This window comes from Acinetobacter sp. 24-47-64, from assembly GCF_057737055.1.
In genome coordinates this window covers 562,530-581,661 of the sequence record NZ_CM173215.1, presented here as the reverse complement: position 1 = coordinate 581,661, position 19,132 = coordinate 562,530, and the positions used below count along the sequence as shown (strand labels likewise).

General features: G+C 40.1%; 18 protein-coding genes. 4 read left to right on the top strand and 14 right to left on the bottom strand.

Annotated elements, in window-relative coordinates; all coding sequences use genetic code 11:
• Positions 1 to 335: 335 nt before the first annotated feature.
• Both infC and thrS read right to left on the bottom strand, forming a co-directional pair.
• Complete coding sequence (infC, locus tag AC1M85_RS02825; protein WP_081403231.1) at positions 336 to 887, bottom strand: translation initiation factor IF-3; 552 nt, start codon at positions 885 to 887, stop codon at positions 336 to 338.
• Between the two features lie 5 nt (positions 888 to 892).
• Positions 893 to 2,815, bottom strand: a complete 1,923-nt coding sequence (gene thrS / locus AC1M85_RS02820) for a threonine--tRNA ligase (RefSeq protein WP_488213515.1) — start codon at positions 2,813 to 2,815, stop codon at positions 893 to 895.
• A 325-nt stretch (positions 2,816 to 3,140) separates the two neighbouring features.
• On the opposite strand from thrS, the gene AC1M85_RS02815 reads away from it, so the two are divergent.
• Complete coding sequence (locus AC1M85_RS02815) at positions 3,141 to 4,760, top strand: glutamate synthase-related protein (RefSeq protein WP_488213514.1); 1,620 nt, start codon at positions 3,141 to 3,143, stop codon at positions 4,758 to 4,760.
• 57 nt (positions 4,761 to 4,817) lie between these two features.
• On the opposite strand, the gene AC1M85_RS02810 is transcribed toward AC1M85_RS02815, so the two are convergent.
• Genes AC1M85_RS02810 through AC1M85_RS02800 form a run of 3 tightly spaced genes read right to left on the bottom strand, consistent with a single transcriptional unit; the run spans position 4,818 to position 9,049 of the window.
• Positions 4,818 to 6,017 carry an alanine racemase gene (locus tag AC1M85_RS02810; protein WP_488213513.1) on the bottom strand — a complete coding sequence of 400 codons (1,200 nt, stop codon included), beginning with the start codon at positions 6,015 to 6,017 and terminating at the stop codon, positions 4,818 to 4,820.
• A 3-nt stretch (positions 6,018 to 6,020) separates the two neighbouring features.
• Positions 6,021 to 7,310 carry a D-arabinono-1,4-lactone oxidase gene (locus AC1M85_RS02805; protein WP_488213512.1) on the bottom strand — a complete coding sequence of 430 codons (1,290 nt, stop codon included), beginning with the start codon at positions 7,308 to 7,310 and terminating at the stop codon, positions 6,021 to 6,023.
• Entirely contained in the window at positions 7,307 to 9,049 is a 1,743-nt protein-coding gene (locus AC1M85_RS02800) for a neutral/alkaline non-lysosomal ceramidase N-terminal domain-containing protein (RefSeq protein WP_488213511.1), read from the bottom strand. Before AC1M85_RS02800 ends, AC1M85_RS02805 begins: the two co-directional genes overlap by 4 nt.
• Before the next feature lie 264 nt (positions 9,050 to 9,313).
• On the opposite strand from AC1M85_RS02800, the gene AC1M85_RS02795 reads away from it, so the two are divergent.
• Entirely contained in the window at positions 9,314 to 10,954 is a 1,641-nt protein-coding gene (locus AC1M85_RS02795; protein ID WP_481587552.1) for an acyl-CoA synthetase, read from the top strand.
• 58 nt (positions 10,955 to 11,012) lie between these two features.
• Here the strand turns inward: AC1M85_RS02795 and yjgA are convergent, their stop codons facing one another.
• From yjgA to mazG, 9 genes are all read right to left on the bottom strand, one after another.
• Positions 11,013 to 11,546, bottom strand: a complete 534-nt coding sequence (yjgA, locus tag AC1M85_RS02790) for a ribosome biogenesis factor YjgA (protein WP_488213510.1) — start codon at positions 11,544 to 11,546, stop codon at positions 11,013 to 11,015.
• A gap of 2 nt (positions 11,547 to 11,548) precedes the next feature.
• A complete protein-coding gene (locus tag AC1M85_RS02785; protein ID WP_488213509.1) occupies positions 11,549 to 11,818 on the bottom strand; it encodes an HPr family phosphocarrier protein in 270 nt (89 codons plus the stop codon).
• The gene (rapZ, locus tag AC1M85_RS02780; RefSeq protein ID WP_488213508.1) at positions 11,815 to 12,666 is read right to left on the bottom strand and encodes an RNase adapter RapZ; all 852 of its coding nucleotides are present in this window, start codon (positions 12,664 to 12,666) and stop codon (positions 11,815 to 11,817) included. The genes AC1M85_RS02785 and rapZ overlap by 4 nt, the downstream gene beginning before the upstream one ends.
• Positions 12,667 to 12,705: 39 nt before the next feature.
• Positions 12,706 to 13,545: a pantoate--beta-alanine ligase gene (panC, locus tag AC1M85_RS02775; protein ID WP_488213507.1), complete on the bottom strand. Its 840-nt coding sequence runs from the start codon at positions 13,543 to 13,545 to the stop codon at positions 12,706 to 12,708.
• A gap of 2 nt (positions 13,546 to 13,547) precedes the next feature.
• Positions 13,548 to 14,357 carry a 3-methyl-2-oxobutanoate hydroxymethyltransferase gene (gene panB / locus AC1M85_RS02770; protein ID WP_035265341.1) on the bottom strand — a complete coding sequence of 270 codons (810 nt, stop codon included), beginning with the start codon at positions 14,355 to 14,357 and terminating at the stop codon, positions 13,548 to 13,550.
• A 40-nt stretch (positions 14,358 to 14,397) separates the two neighbouring features.
• On the bottom strand, positions 14,398 to 14,886 hold the full coding sequence (folK, locus tag AC1M85_RS02765; RefSeq protein WP_035265339.1) for a 2-amino-4-hydroxy-6-hydroxymethyldihydropteridine diphosphokinase: 489 nt from the start codon (positions 14,884 to 14,886) through the stop codon (positions 14,398 to 14,400).
• A complete protein-coding gene (gene pcnB / locus AC1M85_RS02760; RefSeq protein ID WP_488213506.1) occupies positions 14,883 to 16,340 on the bottom strand; it encodes a polynucleotide adenylyltransferase PcnB in 1,458 nt (485 codons plus the stop codon). Before pcnB ends, folK begins: the two co-directional genes overlap by 4 nt.
• 153 nt (positions 16,341 to 16,493) lie before the next feature.
• Positions 16,494 to 16,904, bottom strand: coding sequence for a ComEA family DNA-binding protein (locus AC1M85_RS02755; RefSeq protein WP_488213505.1), 411 nt, complete (start codon positions 16,902 to 16,904; stop codon positions 16,494 to 16,496).
• Positions 16,897 to 17,691 carry a nucleoside triphosphate pyrophosphohydrolase gene (gene mazG, locus AC1M85_RS02750; RefSeq protein WP_488213504.1) on the bottom strand — a complete coding sequence of 265 codons (795 nt, stop codon included), beginning with the start codon at positions 17,689 to 17,691 and terminating at the stop codon, positions 16,897 to 16,899. Before mazG ends, AC1M85_RS02755 begins: the two co-directional genes overlap by 8 nt.
• 107 nt (positions 17,692 to 17,798) lie before the next feature.
• Between mazG and AC1M85_RS02745 the strand changes: the two genes are divergently transcribed.
• Both AC1M85_RS02745 and AC1M85_RS02740 read left to right on the top strand, forming a co-directional pair.
• Entirely contained in the window at positions 17,799 to 18,575 is a 777-nt protein-coding gene (locus tag AC1M85_RS02745; protein WP_481593324.1) for an SDR family oxidoreductase, read from the top strand.
• Positions 18,576 to 18,653: 78 nt separating this feature from the next.
• Positions 18,654 to 19,085 carry a hypothetical protein gene (locus tag AC1M85_RS02740; RefSeq protein WP_035265332.1) on the top strand — a complete coding sequence of 144 codons (432 nt, stop codon included), beginning with the start codon at positions 18,654 to 18,656 and terminating at the stop codon, positions 19,083 to 19,085.
• Positions 19,086 to 19,132: the final 47 nt, after the last annotated feature.

Here is a 19,132-nt window from a genome sequence, read left to right as displayed (position 1 = left end):
TGCAATATAAAAAATCCTTTTTGGGTCATCTTTCAAGACAGTAAACTCTCTAAACCTATTCAGTTTTACCATCCATCTAGAATTTTCTATGCATAAGTACGAGTTTACCTGTCGAAATAATTACATTTTCTACTCAAGCCACAAAATGATTCGAGAAGTTTAAAATATACGTTTATTAGACTTCACTAAAGTACTGCCTGATGGAAATATTCAACTGATGATTTATACCCCAACTACAGTCGTTCCTCTCTTTACTAACTCAGGATGTACCTATATTCCTTCAATCAACATATAAAAAAGCCCTGCATGTGCAGGGCTTTTTCTCTAAATCGGTTTTACTTTTTCTTTTTAGGACCAAGTAACATACCCATTTGACGGCCTTCCATTTTTGGTGCTTGTTCCACTACACCGATTTCAGCCACATCAGCTTCAATCTTTTGTAATTGAGCAAGACCCAATTGTTGGTGAGCCATCTCACGACCACGGAAACGTAGAGTAATTTTAACTTTGTTGCCTTCTTCAAGGAATTTCAGAATAGCACGCAACTTAACATTGTAATCACCAACGTCTGTACCAGGACGCAACTTGATCTCTTTAACCTGAACTTGATGCTGCTTTTTCTTAGCATCTTTTTGCTTTTGCTTCAGATCAAATAAATGCTTGTTGTAATCCATGATTTTACAAACAGGCGGCTCTGCATTCGCAACGATCTCAACGAGGTCAAGATCAACTTCTTCTGCAGCACGCAACGCTTCAGCAAGTGAAACGATGCCTTTTTGTTCTCCGTCAGCGCCAACGAGACGTACTTCTTTCGCACGAATCTCATCATTTAATGCAGGACGATTGCTTTTAGCACCTTGTTGTTGGTTACGGTCAGGCTGTTTAATCTTTCTTACTCCACAATATACCGGCCGCGTTCGGCTACGGCTACTTTCACTAAGTCAACGAATGCATCGATAGACATAGTACCTAAATTTGTTCCAGAGCGGGTACGTACATTCACTGTACCTTCCTCTACTTCTCGATCCCCAAGCACCAATAGGTATGGAATACGCTCTAAAGTACGCTCACGAATCTTAAAGCCGATTTTCTCATTTCTCAAGTCTGAAATCGCTCGAATGCCATTTTCTTGCAATTTAGCGACGACTGACTGACAAGCATCTGCTTGAGAATCGGTAATATTCATTACACATGCTTGAATTGGTGCCAACCATGGTGGCATAAATCCAGCGTAGTGTTCAATAAGTATACCAATAAAACGTTCAAAACTGCCAAGAATTGCACGATGAAGCATCACAGGATGATCACGATCGTTGTCTTCAGTGACATAAGATGCATCTAAACGTAATGGCAAGTTAAAATCGCATTGGATTGTACCGCACTGCCAGATACGACCTAAACAATCTTTCAAAGAAAATTCAATTTTAGGACCGTAGAACGCACCCTCACCAGGTTGTAAATCCCAAGCGAGACCCGCTGCATCCAGTGCGTCAGCTAAAGATTTTTCAGCAACATCCCAAAGCTTATCATCCCCTACACGCTTTTCTGGACGTGTTGAGAGTTTCATTTGCACTTCTTCAAAACCGAAATCTTTATAAACATCTAAAGTCAGTTTAATAAAGTCAGCAACTTCTTGACCAATTTGCTCAGTTGTACAAAAAATGTGTGCATCATCTTGGGTGAAACCACGAACACGCATAATCCCGTGTAATGAACCCGATGGTTCGTTACGGTGACATGAACCAAATTCAGCAAGACGAATTGGTAAATCACGGTAAGATTTTAAACCTTGGTTAAACACTTGAACATGACATGGGCAGTTCATTGGTTTAACGGCATAGTTACGGTTTTCAGAATGTGTAGTAAACATGTTTTCTGCATAGTTTGCAGCATGTCCTGATTTTTCCCAAAGACTAAAATCGACCACCTGAGGTGTGCGAATCTCTTGATAACCATTGTCCTGCTGAACTTTACGCATGTATTGTTCTAAAACTTGATAGATCGTCCAGCCATTTGGATGCCAGAACACCATGCCTGGTGCTTCTTCTTGCATGTGGAACAGATCAAGCGCTTTACCAATTTTACGGTGGTCACGCTTTTCAGCTTCTTCAATACGTTTGATATAAGCAGCCAACTGCTTCTTATCCGCCCAAGCCGTACCATAAATACGTTGAAGTTGTTCGTGTTTCGCATCACCACGCCAGTAAGCACCTGACATCTTCGTCAACTTAAATGACTTTAAGAATTTAGTGTTTGGTACGTGTGGACCACGACACATATCCACATATTCTTGATGATAATAAAGACCCATTTGAGTCTCATCTGGCATATCTTCGATGAGGCGTAATTTATAATCTTCACCACGCTCAGTGAATACTTTGATCACTTCATCACGAGGTGTCATCTTTTTAATGACATCATAATCTTGATCGATGAGCTTTTTCATACGCTCTTCGATGGCAGCCATATCATCTGGTGTAAATGGTTTTTCACTGTAGATATCGTAATAGAAACCATCTTCAATGACAGGTCCAATCACCATCTTTGCTTCGGGGAAAAGCTGCTTCACTGCGTGACCAACTAAATGGGCACAAGAGTGACGAATAATTTCAACACCTTCATCATCTTTAGGCGTAATGATCTGCAACGTGGCATCATCAGTGATTAAGTCACATGCATCAACTAGATGGCCGTTTACACGACCTGCAACCGTATTTTTTGCAAGACCTGGACCGATGCTTTGAGCAACTTCCATGACAGAGACAGCTTGATCAAATTGTTTTTGATCGCCGTTTGGCAAAGTAATAATTGGCATAAAAAATCCTTAAGGAGTGATGCCCCGTACAATGGAGCATGTCACCGCGAGATTATGATCGAGGCGAACCTCAAAAGATAAAAACGGTGGATGAATAAAATCGCTAGAGATTTTACACGTGTCACGTTGTTTAATAAACCGTTAATCGAGCATTAGGCGATAGCAGTTTTAATTGTGACAAAAATAGTTAAAATATATTCCCAATCTAATATTTAAACCAATATTATCCCAATTACAGAAAAATAATCTTTTATACTTTCTATTAGATGATCAACATACTTTTAAACAAATAAATATAACCCACTGAAATCATTAGGCAGGTCATATGAAATCTCACCCACTAATTGCTTGGTCTACACTCCAGCCGCTTAAACCCGCATATGCTTTAGCAGCCAATGTGGATCTTGTTGTTCTTCGTCTTGAAGATCATGATGAAGAAAAAGTCGTAGTCATGTATGGTCGTTGTCAGCATCGCGGAGCACTCATGTCCGATGCCCATATTCAAGGCGACAAAATTGTATGTGGCCTTCACGGCTCTCATTACCTCTATAAAACTGGCATTAACCCGAGATATCTCAATAAAAATCTGCAAAAATTTAAAGCTTGGATTCATGATGATCATGTCTATGTTGACTTAGAAGAAATCGAAGCTTGGGAAAAAAGAAATCCACAGCAATTCAATCGTGATCGTTATCAAGGACTCTACGCAGATTCTCAGCCTGCTCCTGAAGAGCCACACAATAGATTCATCTTAGAATTAGCTCGAAATGGTCTAAAAAATTTCGGTCATCATGGTCCTACCGCAGCCATGGGTGTGCCTTTTGACAAACTTCCAAAATGGGAAGATATTCAACTGGTCACAGCTCAACTTTGGAAAGTTCCTCTACTGGATGATGCCCCCGTTGCAAGCGAAGTGATTATTGGACCAAATGCAAAAAAACCATTGAGACTCAATATTCCATTATTTGTTTCCGACATGAGTTTTGGAGCTTTATCGCAAGAAGCAAAAACTGCACTGGCAATGGGTGCGGAAATGGCTGGTACTGGCATCTGTTCTGGTGAGGGTGGAATGTTAGATGATGAACAAGCCTCGAATTCACGATATTTTTACGAACTGGCCTCTGGTCGTTTTGGCTATGACATTGAAAAAGTAAAAAAATGCCAAGCTTTTCACTTTAAAGGTGGACAGGCAGCAAAAACAGGAACAGGCGGACATCTACCCGGGCATAAAGTGGTCGGAAAAATTGCAGAAGTACGTGGTTTAGAAGAAGGACAATCTGCGATTTCTCCCGCAACCTTCCCGGATTGGACTGAACTTTCACAGTACAAGGAGTTTGCAAACTATATACGCGAGCAGACAGGTGGTATTCCGATTGGCTTTAAACTGTCTGCACAGCATATCGAAAAAGACATTGATGCTGCGATTGCGATAGGTGTGGACTACATTATTTTAGATGGTCGTGGTGGTGGTACAGGTGCAGCACCAACATTATTCCGTGACAATATTTCAGTGCCGACCATTCCTGCCTTGGCACGGGCACGTCGTCATTTAGATCGTTTAGGACGTCGTGACATTAGTTTGGTCATTACAGGTGGTTTACGTGTCCCTGCTGATTTTATTAAAGCCTTAGCGCTGGGTGCAGATGCCATTGCAGTGTCTAACTCTGCCATGCAGGCAATTGGTTGTTTGGGAATGCGCGCGTGTAATACAAATGAATGCTCTGTCGGTATTGCAACACAAAAAGATCATTTGCGTCGAAGACTCGAAATTGAAAAATCAGCACAGCAACTCGCCAACTTCTTCAATGCTTCAGTCGAATTGATGCAGGTAATGGCGCGTGCTTGTGGGCATGACCATTTAAGTAAATTTAATTTGGATGACTTAACCACTTGGAAAAAAGAAATCAGTGAATTAACGGGCATCCACTACGGCGGTATCCAATAAATTTCAAGCCAATGCTAGAAAGGGATGATTAACTTCATCCCTTTTTTCTTTTAATCACTACTCTCTAAAATTGTCCCAAGGTTCAAATCTACTCGTTTCCAAATCAGATGAATTCCACTCATTTTTCTTTCGATAAAGGTACGTGCGATTGAACTGAGGGATGACCACCTCACTCTGGCTCGGTCGAATAAATACATAGTCATCAGGATGGATATCAATTTTACGATCGACACAAATCATTTCCTGATTGGTGCTTCGTCCGTACAATAAATGAGGATGAGATTTTGCTGGATAAACATATTGACCCATCCAATAGCCACCGTAGATAAAAACCGATTGATGCTTCTGGAAGAATTTTATTTTTTTAAATGAAGGCATTCCTGGCAATGAAACTTGGTCTAAAACTTTCAGTACGGGACTCGCTATATATAAAGCAGATTTAAGTGAAGAAAGATATTCAGAATCAAAATCGCTGGGCTTAAGCAACATTGAGCCAAATGACAGATCATTACACACACTATGTTTCACGTGAAAACTAAAGGTTGGACTTCCTCCTCCGTTAAAACACAGCTGAGCATGATTTAAATCTGGGAATTGGTGCTTTAAGATGTGCTGATAATTTTGATAAATATGTTGAGATTCAGCATAAGCTGTTTCTGCACGCTTCACCACCTTAGGTAGTTTAGTGACATGCGCATCGTAGCCCATTAAGCCACTCAAATTTAGCGTTTTTTGATGCTGCTGAATATAATTGAGCATTTGTATAAATTCAGCAGAATTTTGAACGCCTCCACGATGTAATCCCACATCAATTTCAAGATTGATATTGAAGCTAAGTCCCAGTTGATCAGCCAAGGCATGATATTGTTGCAAGCGAACAAAGGAATCAATTAACCAATGTATCTTGCATTTGATTGGCGTGTGATGGTTTTGATAAAACCTTTCTACTGCACGAATTGGCATCGGCTTGCCAAAGAGTAAATCAGCTTGATCAAAATGATTGAACATCAATTGTAAGTGATCAATATGGAATACCATAAAGTGTTGGGTGTCTAAATCGAAACTTAGCTTTTTTAACAAAGGCAAACAAGCCAAAGATTTAACGACTAACCGCGGTTTTAAGTGCTTTGCCGAAGCTAGCTGCTGTTTTACATAAGCAATATTAAAGTTTAATGCATCGTCATCGATCAAGAGCATAGGTTGACCTAAACCATGTGCCCGCAAATCATCATTCATTTGATTAAAAAAACTATTCATCTCTCATCCTTGTTGCCCAAGTAATAGTTTTTCAAGATAGGGATTGAGAAACTTTCGATGGGGATCGAGCGCTTCTCTGATTTGCATAAATTCATTCCATTTCGGATAAAGAGCTCGAATCTCTTGGTGAGACAGTTGATGCATCTTAGCCCAGTGTGGACGGCCTCGATATTTTTGAAAAATCGGCTCAATAACATCAAATACTTTTTGAGGTGACTGCTTATAATATTGATGGATTGAAATCGAAATACTGTCTTGCTGATAGAAAGGACTTAGCCAAATATCATCCCCTTTGACCACGCGGAATTCGATAGGGAAAAAAGAATTTATTTGATATTTTCTAAACGTTGCAATCACTTCTTTGATGCATTGAATGCCATTCTCAATTGGAATTTGATATTCCATTTCATTGAATTTGGTATTCCGAGGTGTTGCAAAAATATCACTCGACCAATCAATGAATTCTGTTGGCTTCACAAAAACACCGACTAATTTTTGAAGATATTTCGTCAAAAAAGGGGCTTTTTTAGAAATTTCACAACACCATGTTAAAAGTTGATCCTCAGATGGCCAAGAAGTTTCTCTTGGCTTCACCTCACCCTCTGTAACATCAAGTGTTTTAAAAATTAATTGATCTGTAAAAGGGAAAATAAAATATTCCAAATGCCGATGTTGGTGCATCAATTGGAGAAATTGATCAAGGCTTTCTTCTACAGGGGCTAAATGAATTTTCTCTTTCAATTTATATCTAGGGCGGTTTTGCATGGTTATTTTCGTTAATATCCCGAGTGATCCCAACGATACTCTCCCTGCCTGAAAAATTTCAGTGTTATCCGTCTTGGAGCATTGGATTAACTCCCCGTTTGCCTGTAATAGCTCAAAATCTTCTACATAGCCTGAAATAGAATATAGCGCTGCACCTGTCCCGTGTGTTCCTGTAGACACAGCACCAGCTAAACTTTGTTGATCAATATCACCCTGATTCATAAGCGACTGTTCATAAGGAGCAAGATGCTGTCCTAAATTGAATAGTCGAGTACCTGCCCATAACGTCGCTTGGCATTTAGCCTGATCAGCATTTAAGACACTTGAAAATCGGTCTAAAGAAATAATAGACGCATCCGTTTTTACCAAAGGAGTAAATGAATGCCCTGCACCAACCACACGAACTTTAGGATGTTGAATCACAATATCCTGTAATTCATGTAATTGATCTGGATATAAGATGTGTTGCGGGTTTGAGTGGCAATATCCCGACCAGTTAGACCAATAATGATGTGTCAGATTACTCATGTTGCCAACTCCTTTTGTGCAACGGCGGTTTGAACATTTCCCCGATTGGTTCTTTTCTCTAATTCTTTTTGAGGTACTGCTTTAGGTACGCAATTTGATAATTGACGTTGTTCAGGTGGCAAACAAATCTGTTTAGCCAAATGTTTAAAATAGGTTTGAAAAGCTGCCAAAGTCCATTGACCAAATAAAGTGTGTCCACCTTCATAGGCTTGTTCTTGATATTCTTCGAATGTCGTCACATAGCCCATATAGTCATTACAATAAGATGCAAACCAAACTTTTGCGTTAGGAAATGTCGGTAATATATTTTTCTGAATGGTATTTAATACGCGCTTACCTGAGGTTGTTGTAAATTCTCCGGGAGCACATACCATAAAAAGTTGACCGATTCGAATAAGCTGAATTGGCACAATATGTGGCACTAAATCGCTTTCTTGAATTGCGCCGGCGTGAACTTGAGCATTCATTTCAGCAATGAGTGGATCTAAAACACCAGGAAGTGAACCTAATTTTTTTCCTAATATGCGATGCTGACCCGATTCAAAAATAATATTTTTGGGTCCTTGAGCATGATAAAGCTTCTGATAATAAGCACTTTCCGCTGGATCTTTTGAATTCAATTTACTTCGTTTGAATTGTTTTGAAAGTAAATTCATAGCCATGATCAATGGCTTTGCAGCACCCACACCATCGACTGGTGTGCCCGCAATAAATGCTGTCCCATGACAAGCTTGGCTTGTTATCGCATTGCTATATCCACCTGAAAACTCTGGATCAGCCACAGTATTTGACATATCCACATACTCGAGTACTGCATCCAAATCCTGATATTGAATTTTTTGATTTTGCTGCTCAATTAAAGCGGCTAAAGCATACTCACTCTGTATACGACCATTGTTTCTCGCATAGATGTATTCTGCTTCTCCTTTTATCTTTTTTCTGATCTTAGTCTGATTCTTTCCATGGAAGTGTGGTGACACATCGCCTGCTGTTGCTTGTGCAAATATACAAACTGGTCCATCCACCCCAGCACCACTTAAGGTCTCTTCCGAAAGTGTTGCGGCATAGCCTTTATTATCACCATCATGAGCGTCTAATTGATTGCCCAAACATGTCGCATGCACACCAAACAGTGACAACAGAGAATGAAGCTTTTCCCCACGATAAAAGCCAAGGACTTGCATTTGTCGATTGATTGCTTTGTAAGTTTCAGATTCATCGACGAATGCAGTATCGAGATTTCGATTATACGCTTTTATCGAGCGATTCCATGCCACAGGGACTTGCTCAGGAATGTCAATTGTCGCTAATCGAATCTCTGTAAAATCGCGATTGGATAATGCCTGTTGAATACTGGATTGCACAGCATCCACAACTGCATCAAGGTGCTCAGGCACAAATCCTGGTGTCGGCATATTATAAAGAGCTTCATAACCACAACCGCCTGGACCTGAATGGGTATGCGTTGCCATTAGAACCAAACGATGTGGATCGAAACAATCCCTCAACGTTTCATTCAAGCGTTGGATTACATTGATTCGAATTGCTGAAGTAATACAGCCAAAATCTAGACAACATAATATCAATGGGGCATCTTGATCTTTTTGAATGGTCACTGTTCTCGCATACAGCGCAGTTCTTTTTTTATAGGCACGGTGATGCCACATCCCATAGCCAAACATGGCATAGCCTTTGGGTTCGATGTTAATTTCATCTTTCCCCCACCCAACAATATACATATGCAAAATCCTTTTGCTTTTATTATTCGATTTTGAAACTTAAAATCTGTTTAAAATTTACCCTATTTCTCGATCAATTACATTATTCAGCACAAATAAATATCACCAACTTCACGAATAAATCGCAATAAAATGAAGTTAAAAAATATGAAATTTCGCCTAATTGACAAAATGTCACGTTTGCTCGACTAAAGGATAAATGTATTCCGTTTATTTTTTGCTTATCTTTTACTCAGGATTATAAAAATGAAGATGGATACTAAAATGAATTTAAGTCCGTATGACGAACTACCTAGAACGCCAGCAAATTTTGTTGCCCTTTCTCCACTCAGATATTTAGAGCGTGCGGCCTATATCTACCCTCAGCAAGATGCAATTATTCATGGTACACGCCGGATTAGCTGGAAAGAAAAGTACAAACGTTGCCGTCAATTTGCCGATCAGCTGCAAAAGCTTGGTATTCAAAAAAATGATACTGTGTCGGTATTACTTCCAAATATTCCAGCCATGATCGAAGCGCATTTTGCAGTGCCTATGGCAGGCGCTGTACTCAATACATTAAATACGCGCCTAGATGCAAAAACACTCGCATTTATGCTTGAACATGCTGAATCAAAAGTACTTTTAGTTGACCCTGAATTCTCAGAATTAGCACAGGAAGCTTTAGCACAAGTTCCTCAGGACATTTATGTTATCGATGTTGCAGATACTGAATATGAATTCAATGATCAAGCGCCCCGTATTGGAAAAATTGAGTATGAATCTTGGCTTTCACAAGGTAATCCTGAGTTTGAGTGGCAATTACCACAGGATGAATGGGATGCCATCAGCTTAAACTACACCTCAGGCACAACTGGGAATCCAAAAGGTGTGGTCTATCATCATCGTGGGGCTTATATTAATGCAGCGAGTAATATCATTGCTTGTGGTATGACACCCCGTGCCACCTATTTATGGACTTTGCCTCTGTTCCATTGTAATGGATGGTGTTTCGCTTGGACCATGGCCGCCAACGGTGGCACAAATGTTTGTCTTCGAAAAGTTGATCCAGCACAGATCTATCAATTGATCGCGGATCATCAAGTCGATTACTTCTGCGGTGCACCAATTGTATTGTCCATGTTGATCAACACACCAAAAGAGCAACAACGCGAAATTAATCATCGAGTCGAAGTGATGGTTGCTGGTGCAGCGCCACCAGCTGCCATTATTGAAGGTATGCGAAATCTAGGAATCAATGTTACCCACGTTTATGGTCTCACTGAAACCTATGGACCATCAGCGCTATGTGCTTCGCAAGCAGGCTGGAGTGATTTAAGCATCCAAGAACAAGCTCAACTACATTCACGCCAAGGTGTACCTTATCCACTTCAAGATGGGATGAAAGTATTGGATCCTGAAACGATGCTGCCTGTACCGAACGATGGTCAGACCATGGGGGAAATTATGTTCCGTGGCAACATTGTCATGAAAGGTTACTTGAAGAACCCTGAAGCCACCGCTGAAGCATTTGCTGGTGGATGGTTCCATACTGGCGATCTTGCCGTATGCCAGCCTGATGGTTATGCCAAAATTACAGATCGCTCGAAAGATGTGATTATTTCTGGTGGTGAAAATATTTCTTCACTTGAAGTGGAAGAAGTACTGTATCAACACCCTGCCGTGCTGACAGCTGCAGTTGTTGCAAAACCTGATCCACGTTGGCAAGAAGTTCCATGCGCATTTATTGAATTGAAGCAAGGGCAACAAGCTACACCTGAAGAAATCATTGAATACTGCAAACAACATCTTGCTCGATTCAAGGTACCCAAAGACGTAGTGATTACTGAAATTCCTAAAACCTCAACAGGCAAACTGCAAAAGTTTGTATTACGAGATTGGGCAAAAGATCGTGCTGCACTCTAAATATTAAGCATCTAAGAAATAAAAAAAGGTCTGAAACATCAGACCTTTTTTATGACCATTAACGATCAGAGATGAGCGCAACTTGCTGAACGTAATTCAGCAAATTTAACTTAGATTGTGCAACAGCATCCTCACCTAAGTTTTTTTGAATATCACGTTCAATACGAAGTAAATGCTGACGTATTGCATGCTGCTCTGCAGCATTGTAAGTCTTCATAAATTCTTTAATAACAGGCTCACCTTGTGCAATCATACGATCGACCCAGCGGTGCAATTGCGCTGTCTTTTTCGCCCCTTGTTGAGGTGTCAAATAAGATAAGATCATGCTCTCGTCTTCATTGCGTAATAATTTACCAATACGCAAAAATTGACGACGACGAGCCTCACCTGATGTTATCAATTGAACATCCAAAAGAGCTTCAATTAAGCGCTCTTCCACAGGAAGACTTTCAATCTTTTTTTTGGGTAACTCAGCAAGTTGAGCCCCTAAAGCAGCCATACGTTGTACAGCTTTCTTTTGTTCAGTTTTACTTGCACGTCCTTCTAAAGACTCAAAATCATCTTCAGTAAAACGTTGCGATCGACGTGCCACGATTATTCAGCCTCGTAAAATTTTGCTGCGAATAATGCTTGAACGTCAGACAAAGCTTTCTCTTCATCTGCCCCTTCAATCACTAGTCTTAATGTAGTTCCTTTGCCTGCACCGAGCATGAGCAAAGACATAATATTTTTGGCATCGACTAATTTATCGCCCTTACCAATTTTAATCGAACTTCGAAATTTGGTAGTGACCTCAATGAGCTTGCCTGACGCACGCGCATGTAATCCTAATTTGTTAATTACGTCAACAGTTGTGTCAATCATGACCAGTGCTTCATTTCTCTATGCAAGACCTGAATAGACCATTGTGCCTCAAGCGCCTTTTTGAGTCTATCCACAATAAATACAGAGCGGTGCTGACCACCTGTACATCCAATCGAAACCGTAATGTAATGGCGATGCCCTTCTGCAAAGGCAGGCAACCACTTCTCTAAAAATTGCTTTAAATCCTCAAACATCATATTCACTTGGTCAAATGATGTCAGGAATTTTTCAATGGGCTCATCTAAGCCCGAATATTTTCTAAGCTCTAAATCCCAATGTGGATTGGGTAAATGCCGCACATCAAAAATAAAATCAGCATCCAACGGAATACCATGCTTATATCCAAAAGACTGTAAAATAACAATTAAGTTATCTACCTGCCCTAAGCGGGATAATAATGTATCTTTAAGATCATGGACACTTTTATCTGATGTATCAATCTGTACAGTTGCTCTTAATTGAATCGGCAACAGTAATTGTTTCTCTTCCTGAATGCACTCATTCAGACTTTTAAAACGATTCGCCAGTGGATGAGGTCGACGCGAAGCACTAAAACGAGCAATTAACTCTTGATCTTTGGTGGTGAGATAAATCACCTCGACCTCACCATGTTTTTCCAGTTGCTGATAAACTTGCTCAAATTCTTGCAAATCAGCGCGTGTACTCCGAACATCAACCCCTAAAGCCAATTGTTCTAAATTATTTTCTCGATCTAACTTTCCAACGATCTCAGGAAGTAATGCTAGCGGCAAATTATCGATACAGTAATAACCTAAATCTTCGAGAACCTGCAATGCAGATGACTTCCCTGAACCGGATTGTCCTGTAACAATAAGAATTCGCTTCATGCACCACACCTGACGATCATCATCGAGTTTAATCTTGTTTTAATGACTGATTTGTAAATTGTCGATCAAGCGTGTCGAACCAATTTTCGCAGCAACAAATAACACAATATCTTGGTCAAATTGCTCTACTGCCTGCAACATTGGATTACGTGCTTCAACATAATCCACGACAAAGCCAGCATCACTTAAAGTTGATTTTATCTCAGCAAGAACCTCTGTAAGCGTTTGACCTTGTTTTAAATTTGTTTCAGCAGTTTTTAAAGATTGATAAATGACTGGTGCAATTTGACGATGTTCAGCCGAAAGATAACCATTACGTGAACTTAATGCCAAACCATCTTCAGCACGTGCAATTGGCACACCAATAATTTCAATCGGCATGTTCAAGTCACGTACCATTGTCTTAATCACAGCCAACTGCTGGTAGTCTTTTTGACCAAAAAATGCAAAATGTGGTTGTACGATATTAAATAACTTCGTTACCACTACCGCAACACCATCAAAGTGCCCCGGACGTTGAGCACCACATAAATCATTGGTAATTTGACCGACACTAATGTTTGTTAAGCGAGGTTGACTGCCATACATTTGCTCAACTGAAGGTGCAAAAATAATGTCACAACCCTCTTCAGCCAACAACTGACTGTCTTGATCAAGTGTGCGTGGGTAACTGTCATAATCTTCATTTGGTCCAAATTGAATCGGATTCACAAAAATACTGACCACAACCACATCACATAATTTACGTGCTTCACGTACTAAATTTAAGTGACCTTGATGTAGATTCCCCATGGTCGGGACAAAACCAATAGTCTTTCGTGCTTGACGAGCAGCATGAAGTGATGCGGTTAAACCATGGATTGTTGTTTCAGTTTTCATGATTAAAGCTCAACTTGGAACGTATGTTCTTTAGCAGGGAAAGATTGATCTAGTACAGCAACATGATACGATTTGATTGCATCAAGAATGGCCGTTTCACCAGACTGTTCTTTCATAAAATTACGTACAAAACGTGCAACACGACCGAAGTTTAATCCCAGCATATCTTGAACAACCAGAACTTGACCATCGGTTTGTGCTCCAGCACCAATACCAATCACAGGTACATGCGGAAATAGTTCTGTAATTTCTTGACCCAATTGTGCAGGTACACACTCTAGCAATAACACTGCAGCCCCAGCCTCAACAACGGCTTTACAATCAGCAATCAGCTGATCCGCAGCTTCACGCGTTTTGGCTTGTAATTTATAGCCACCAAATACATGAACGGATTGTGGCGTTAGTCCAAGATGGACACACACTGGAATACCATTGCGAGTCAATACTTCTACCGTTTCAGCAAGCCAAGCACCACCTTCAAGCTTGACCATTTGTGCACCAGCTTGCATCACTTTTTTCGAATTTACTAGTGCATCATTGAGTGTGGCATAACTCATAAAAGGCAGATCAGTTAAGATGAAAGCATGGTTATTTCCACGACGTACAACTGAGGTGTGATAGACCATATCTTCCACATTCACAGGCAACGTTGAATCATGGCCTTGAATAGTCATCCCAAGCGAATCACCAATTAAAATGGTATCTATTTCAGCAATTTCCATTGCCTTCGCCATACTGGCGTCATAACAAGTCAGACATGAAAATTTTCGACCTTGCTGTTTGAATTGTCTTAAATCGCTCAGACTGATCATAAGATGTCCTCTAACACAGTTCCTTAGAACATTTTAAAGTTTAAATATTGATCCAAGATGAATCTGCTAAAACATCCAATTGGCTGTGTTTTGCAATATTCGTTTCTCGAATTTTCTGTCCATGAATTTCTAATTCGACATCCAGATCTAATAACGGCAGTATGACAAAATCTCGCTCAAATATCCCGATATGCGGAACAGTTAAGCGATCATTTTGAATCGTTTGATCACCATATAACAATAGATCTAAATCGAGTGTGCGTTCACCCCAACGACGTAAACGCACCCGCCCTGCTTCATTTTCTATTTTTTGTAATTCATCTAATAATTCAAGCGCCGTTAGACTCGTATCTAAACGAACGACCGCATTGTGGTAATGTGGTTGGTCTTGAGGACCCATAGGTGGACTATGATAAAGCCTTGATGCTTTCACCACACCCAGCATTGCCAGTTTCGTATAGGCTTCTGCCATCAACTGCTGAGAATCACCTAAATTACTTCCCAGTCCAATATATGTTCGTACTGTCATTGGATAGGACCAAACACCACTGTATTTAAATCGCGTTTGACACGTTTACGCTTCAAAATAGGATGATCAGCTGCAATACCATTATCCAAAGCGATACTCGCATTTTGCTCTGTTCTTCGCTCATTCGCTGAAGCGGCCTTACGACTGCGGCGGCTACGTGACTCCGTTTCTTTAACTAGCGGTTCAATCTGCTGAGGCTTTGTTTCCGCAACATCTTCGGCCACGGCAACTTTACGTCGTGATTTAATACGTTGACGATTGTACTGCGCAATCACACGCTCTTTTTCGTCCAAAGACATCAACTGATAAGCATCCCACCATTGACCCATGCCATTGGTCGTCTGATCTCCAGACTTTTCACGCAGCAACATAAAGTCAAAACCTGCTCTAAAACGAGCATGACCTGAGAGTGCTTCAATTTGCTGAGGTTTTGGGTTCAACAAACGAGTTTGCATTTCCCAAACTTCACGAATAAATGTTTCTGCAAAACGCGGGATAATCGTGCGTGTCGCTTGGCGCTTCAGCACATCTAAGCCAGCTTGAGCACGTGCTTCAGCTGCCACAACACCTTTGTGCATATAAAAATCACAACGCTCAAGGAATGGTTTCCACAACAATACCGCATAGAAAAATGCAGGGTTGATCGTTTTACCAATTTGAATTCGCTGATCTGTATTTTTCGCTGCACGTTCAATAAATGCATCAATATGAGGAGGAATATCTGCAAATAATTGCTTCCAGATTCCAAACTCAATCAACATCGGGAGCACACGATTCAAATGCCCCATTGTGAATAACTTTTGAGATTCATCATATAAACGATGTGGTGATACATCACGTAAAAGCAAGGTTGCTTCAGGTGTAAATACGTCTAAAATTGCAGGATCAATTTTAAAGTTAAGTTTCGCAGCAAATCTCAGTGTTCGTAACATACGAACTGGATCTTCTTCAAAGCGTAACTTTGGATCACCCAATAAACGCAATGTTTTTGTTTTTATATCATCAATAGCGTTACAGAAATCAAGAACGATACCCTTACGCGGTTGGTAATACATCGCATTGATTGAGAAATCTCGACGAGCAAAATCTTCCTCAATTGAGCCCCAATTATTATCTCTTAGAATCATCCCTGCAGCAGAAGTCACTGCTTTTTTAGGAGGAGCTCGGAAAGTGGCCACTTCAATTAATTCACGACCAGAATAGACATGAGCCAACTCAAAACGACGACCAATAATTCGGCAACGACGACCAAATACTTCTTTGATTTGTGAAGGTGTCGCATTGGTTACAGCATCGAAATCTTTAGGCGCAAGTCCAAGCATCAAATCACGGACACCACCACCGACGATATAAGCTTCATAGCCGGCTTTAGTTAAAGAATCAATAACATCTAAAATGGAAGAAGGTAATTGTGCAGTGGATAAACCGCACTTTGACGCGTGCAAAGTTTGCAAAAGACGCTGTCTCCTACGTCAGAACGTAAAATCATAATTGTGCTAATCATAGCTCTAACACAATCAAAGGGCAATTTTATTCTCCAAGATTCACCGTCAAAATTGATTAAATTTCAACACCCCTTAGTGCCATTTGATCTCTATAAAAATGTGTTAGAGGGCTAACTGGTTGCGATTCTTTTCGATAAACTTTGGACCTATTCCTTTGACATTTTGAAGTTCATCTACTGACTTAAAACTGCCATGCTTTTGCCGATACTCAATAATTGCAGCAGCTTTCTTCTCACCCACTCCTTTAATCATTTGTAGTTCAACCATTGAAGCCGTATTAAGACGAACTTTAGTTGATTGCCCGACACCACCAGCTGCTTGCTTTGATGATGTATTTACGGCTGGTCGAGATAAATAATGGTTCGCACTTTGCCGGTTAAGTCGTTGATCATGAGCTTCTTGCTCTGCTTTCCATTTTAAGTAAGATTGATCAAACTGTTGTGGATATGCCGAACTGATTAAACTCACACATGCAGTAAATATCAGAAGAAGAAAAGAAAAGATGCTATTCATGTTGAACCTGAATTTTATTGTTATGTTGTTTTAGATACACTTTTGCCTGATCCCACAATTGGTCCATTTCTTTGAGACTCATATTTTCAATGGGCGTATTTCTATTTTTTGCCTGCAACTCAATGTATGAAAAACGTTGTTTAAATTTGTGGATGGTTCCAAGTAGAGCCATCTCACTTGAAATGCCGATTTTACGTCCAACATTGATTAAAGAAAATAAACAATCTCCAAACTCCTCTTGTATTTCGTCGGAATTTTGATGGTTGAGCGCCTCTCTCAATTCAGATAACTCTTCATCTAACTTTTCATACGCTTGCTCAACATTTTCGAAATCAAATCCAATCTGAGCTACATTTTTTTGAATTTGTTCGGCTTGATCTAAGGCAGGACCCGCTTTAATTTCATCTAAACGTGATTTAGTTTTGTCTTTTTTCTCTTCAGCCTTAATTTTTTGCCAAAGTTCACTCACCTGCTGTTCATTCAGTTGTTCAAATTGAGCCGATTGAAAGACATGAGGATGTCTTCGAATCAACTTGTCGCACAACGTTTCCACCACATCATGAAAATTAAATGCTCCTTGCTCACTATACATTTGCGCTTGAAATACAACTTGCAGCAGAAGATCTCCTAATTCCTCTTTTATATGCGCTGTATTTTGTGATCGAACTGCTTCTTCAACCTCATAAGCTTCTTCAATCGCATAGCGAGTCAAGCTTTCAGGCGTTTGTTTTTGATCCCATGGACATTTCGCACGAAGCTCTTGCATGATATTTAAAAGTTTTTCCATGAAAGTTGATCTCTAGTGAATGATGAGTTTAAAGATATTGTTGATTCAATGAACAATCTTATGCTCAACTAGGAACATAAAATGATGTAAAACAACAAGGATTTTCGATGACATCTAGTATTTTTATCAGTGGCGCAGCACAAGGGATTGGCGCAGCTACCGCAAAATTATTCTATCAGCAAGGTTATAAAGTCGGTATTTATGACATCAATCTCGAACAAGCTGAACAATTGGCTCAATCTTTAGGGCCAAATGCTAAAGCGGGTTTGCTAGATGTTTCCCAATACGACCAATGGCAAAGTGCTTTAACTGAGTTCAACGAATGGGCTGGTGAAATAAATATATTATTAAATAATGCTGGCATCTTATATTCAGGGGCATTCGAAAATACAGATATCTCATCGCATCATCGAACATTTAATATCAATGTTAACGGCGTTCTCAATGGCTGTCATGCTGCGCTCCCTTTCTTAAAACAGGCCTCCCACGCACGTATCATCAATATGTCCTCTGCTTCTGCTATCTATGGTCAAGCTGATTTAGTGTCCTATTCAGCAAGTAAATTTGCTGTTCGCGGCATTACAGAAGGTCTTGATGTTGAATGGCAAAAATATGGAATACGCGTATTAGACATCATGCCATTATTTGTTCAGACTGCCATGGTAAAAGGCATGGATGCGGGTACGATTCAAAATATGGGAGTCAGTCTCAGCGCCCAAGACGTTGCTCAGGAAATTTACCGTGTCGCACGTTTAAAAAGCCATCACTTAACCGTGACTCACCATACGGTTGGCATCAAAACTGAACTAATGTATCACCTGTCAAGATTCAGTCCTCAATTGATCAATAGAGTGACAAATTTAATATTAAGTAAAAAGAAATGACAAATTAGTCACATTTGTGTATATTCTCTCGCCCCAACAGGGGCATTTATAACAATGCGTTACAAATGAGAATATATAATGAAAAAAATTTTAACTTTAGCTATCGCTACTGCTTTAACAACGACTCTTGCTCAAGCTTCGGGTGAACTACCAACGAAACAACACTCAACTGCTGAACTCAAGGCAATGGATTGTGCAACACTAGCTGTTGAAAAAGCCAATGCTAAGCGTAACTTAGAAAATGCTGATAAAAATATTGCAGCTGCTGCAACCCAAACGCCAGCTAAATCATTGAGCAAATGGGCGGGTATGGCAGGTAATGCATTATCTACTTTCGGTGGCAACTCAGAAAAAGCAACAAAAATGGGGCAAGTTGCAAACTCTGTAGCGGGTGAAAGCGATACTTCTGATGCTGCAAATATTCCATTACAGCAACAGATCAAAGCTGCATCGCAAGCAAACATCGATAATATTGGAATCTATCAAGGTTCTAAAAAATGCAAAATCTGATTTAACTCTATTTGAGTGATCAGTCATAAAAAAGCCTGCTAAAGCAG

What these genes read in the sequence shown, in the direction of transcription:
- AC1M85_RS02795 (WP_481587552.1), top strand. Translation starts at nt 9,314, where the DNA reads ATGAATTTAAGTCCGTATGACGAACTACCTAGAACGCCAGCAAATTTT.
- panC (WP_488213507.1), bottom strand. Translation starts at nt 13,545, where the DNA reads ATGAAAACTGAAACAACAATCCATGGTTTAACCGCATCACTTCATGCT.
- AC1M85_RS02785 (WP_488213509.1), bottom strand. Translation starts at nt 11,818, where the DNA reads ATGATTGACACAACTGTTGACGTAATTAACAAATTAGGATTACATGCG.
- AC1M85_RS02740 (WP_035265332.1), top strand. Translation starts at nt 18,654, where the DNA reads ATGAAAAAAATTTTAACTTTAGCTATCGCTACTGCTTTAACAACGACT.
- panB (WP_035265341.1), bottom strand. Translation starts at nt 14,357, where the DNA reads ATGATCAGTCTGAGCGATTTAAGACAATTCAAACAGCAAGGTCGAAAA.
- AC1M85_RS02810 (WP_488213513.1), bottom strand. Translation starts at nt 6,017, where the DNA reads ATGAATAGTTTTTTTAATCAAATGAATGATGATTTGCGGGCACATGGT.
- rapZ (WP_488213508.1), bottom strand. Translation starts at nt 12,666, where the DNA reads ATGAAGCGAATTCTTATTGTTACAGGACAATCCGGTTCAGGGAAGTCA.
- mazG (WP_488213504.1), bottom strand. Translation starts at nt 17,691, where the DNA reads ATGGAAAAACTTTTAAATATCATGCAAGAGCTTCGTGCGAAATGTCCA.
- AC1M85_RS02805 (WP_488213512.1), bottom strand. Translation starts at nt 7,310, where the DNA reads ATGAGTAATCTGACACATCATTATTGGTCTAACTGGTCGGGATATTGC.
- AC1M85_RS02815 (WP_488213514.1), top strand. Translation starts at nt 3,141, where the DNA reads ATGAAATCTCACCCACTAATTGCTTGGTCTACACTCCAGCCGCTTAAA.
- folK (WP_035265339.1), bottom strand. Translation starts at nt 14,886, where the DNA reads ATGACAGTACGAACATATATTGGACTGGGAAGTAATTTAGGTGATTCT.
- AC1M85_RS02800 (WP_488213511.1), bottom strand. Translation starts at nt 9,049, where the DNA reads ATGTATATTGTTGGGTGGGGGAAAGATGAAATTAACATCGAACCCAAA.
- AC1M85_RS02745 (WP_481593324.1), top strand. Translation starts at nt 17,799, where the DNA reads ATGACATCTAGTATTTTTATCAGTGGCGCAGCACAAGGGATTGGCGCA.
- thrS (WP_488213515.1), bottom strand. Translation starts at nt 2,815, where the DNA reads ATGCCAATTATTACTTTGCCAAACGGCGATCAAAAACAATTTGATCAA.
- AC1M85_RS02755 (WP_488213505.1), bottom strand. Translation starts at nt 16,904, where the DNA reads ATGAATAGCATCTTTTCTTTTCTTCTTCTGATATTTACTGCATGTGTG.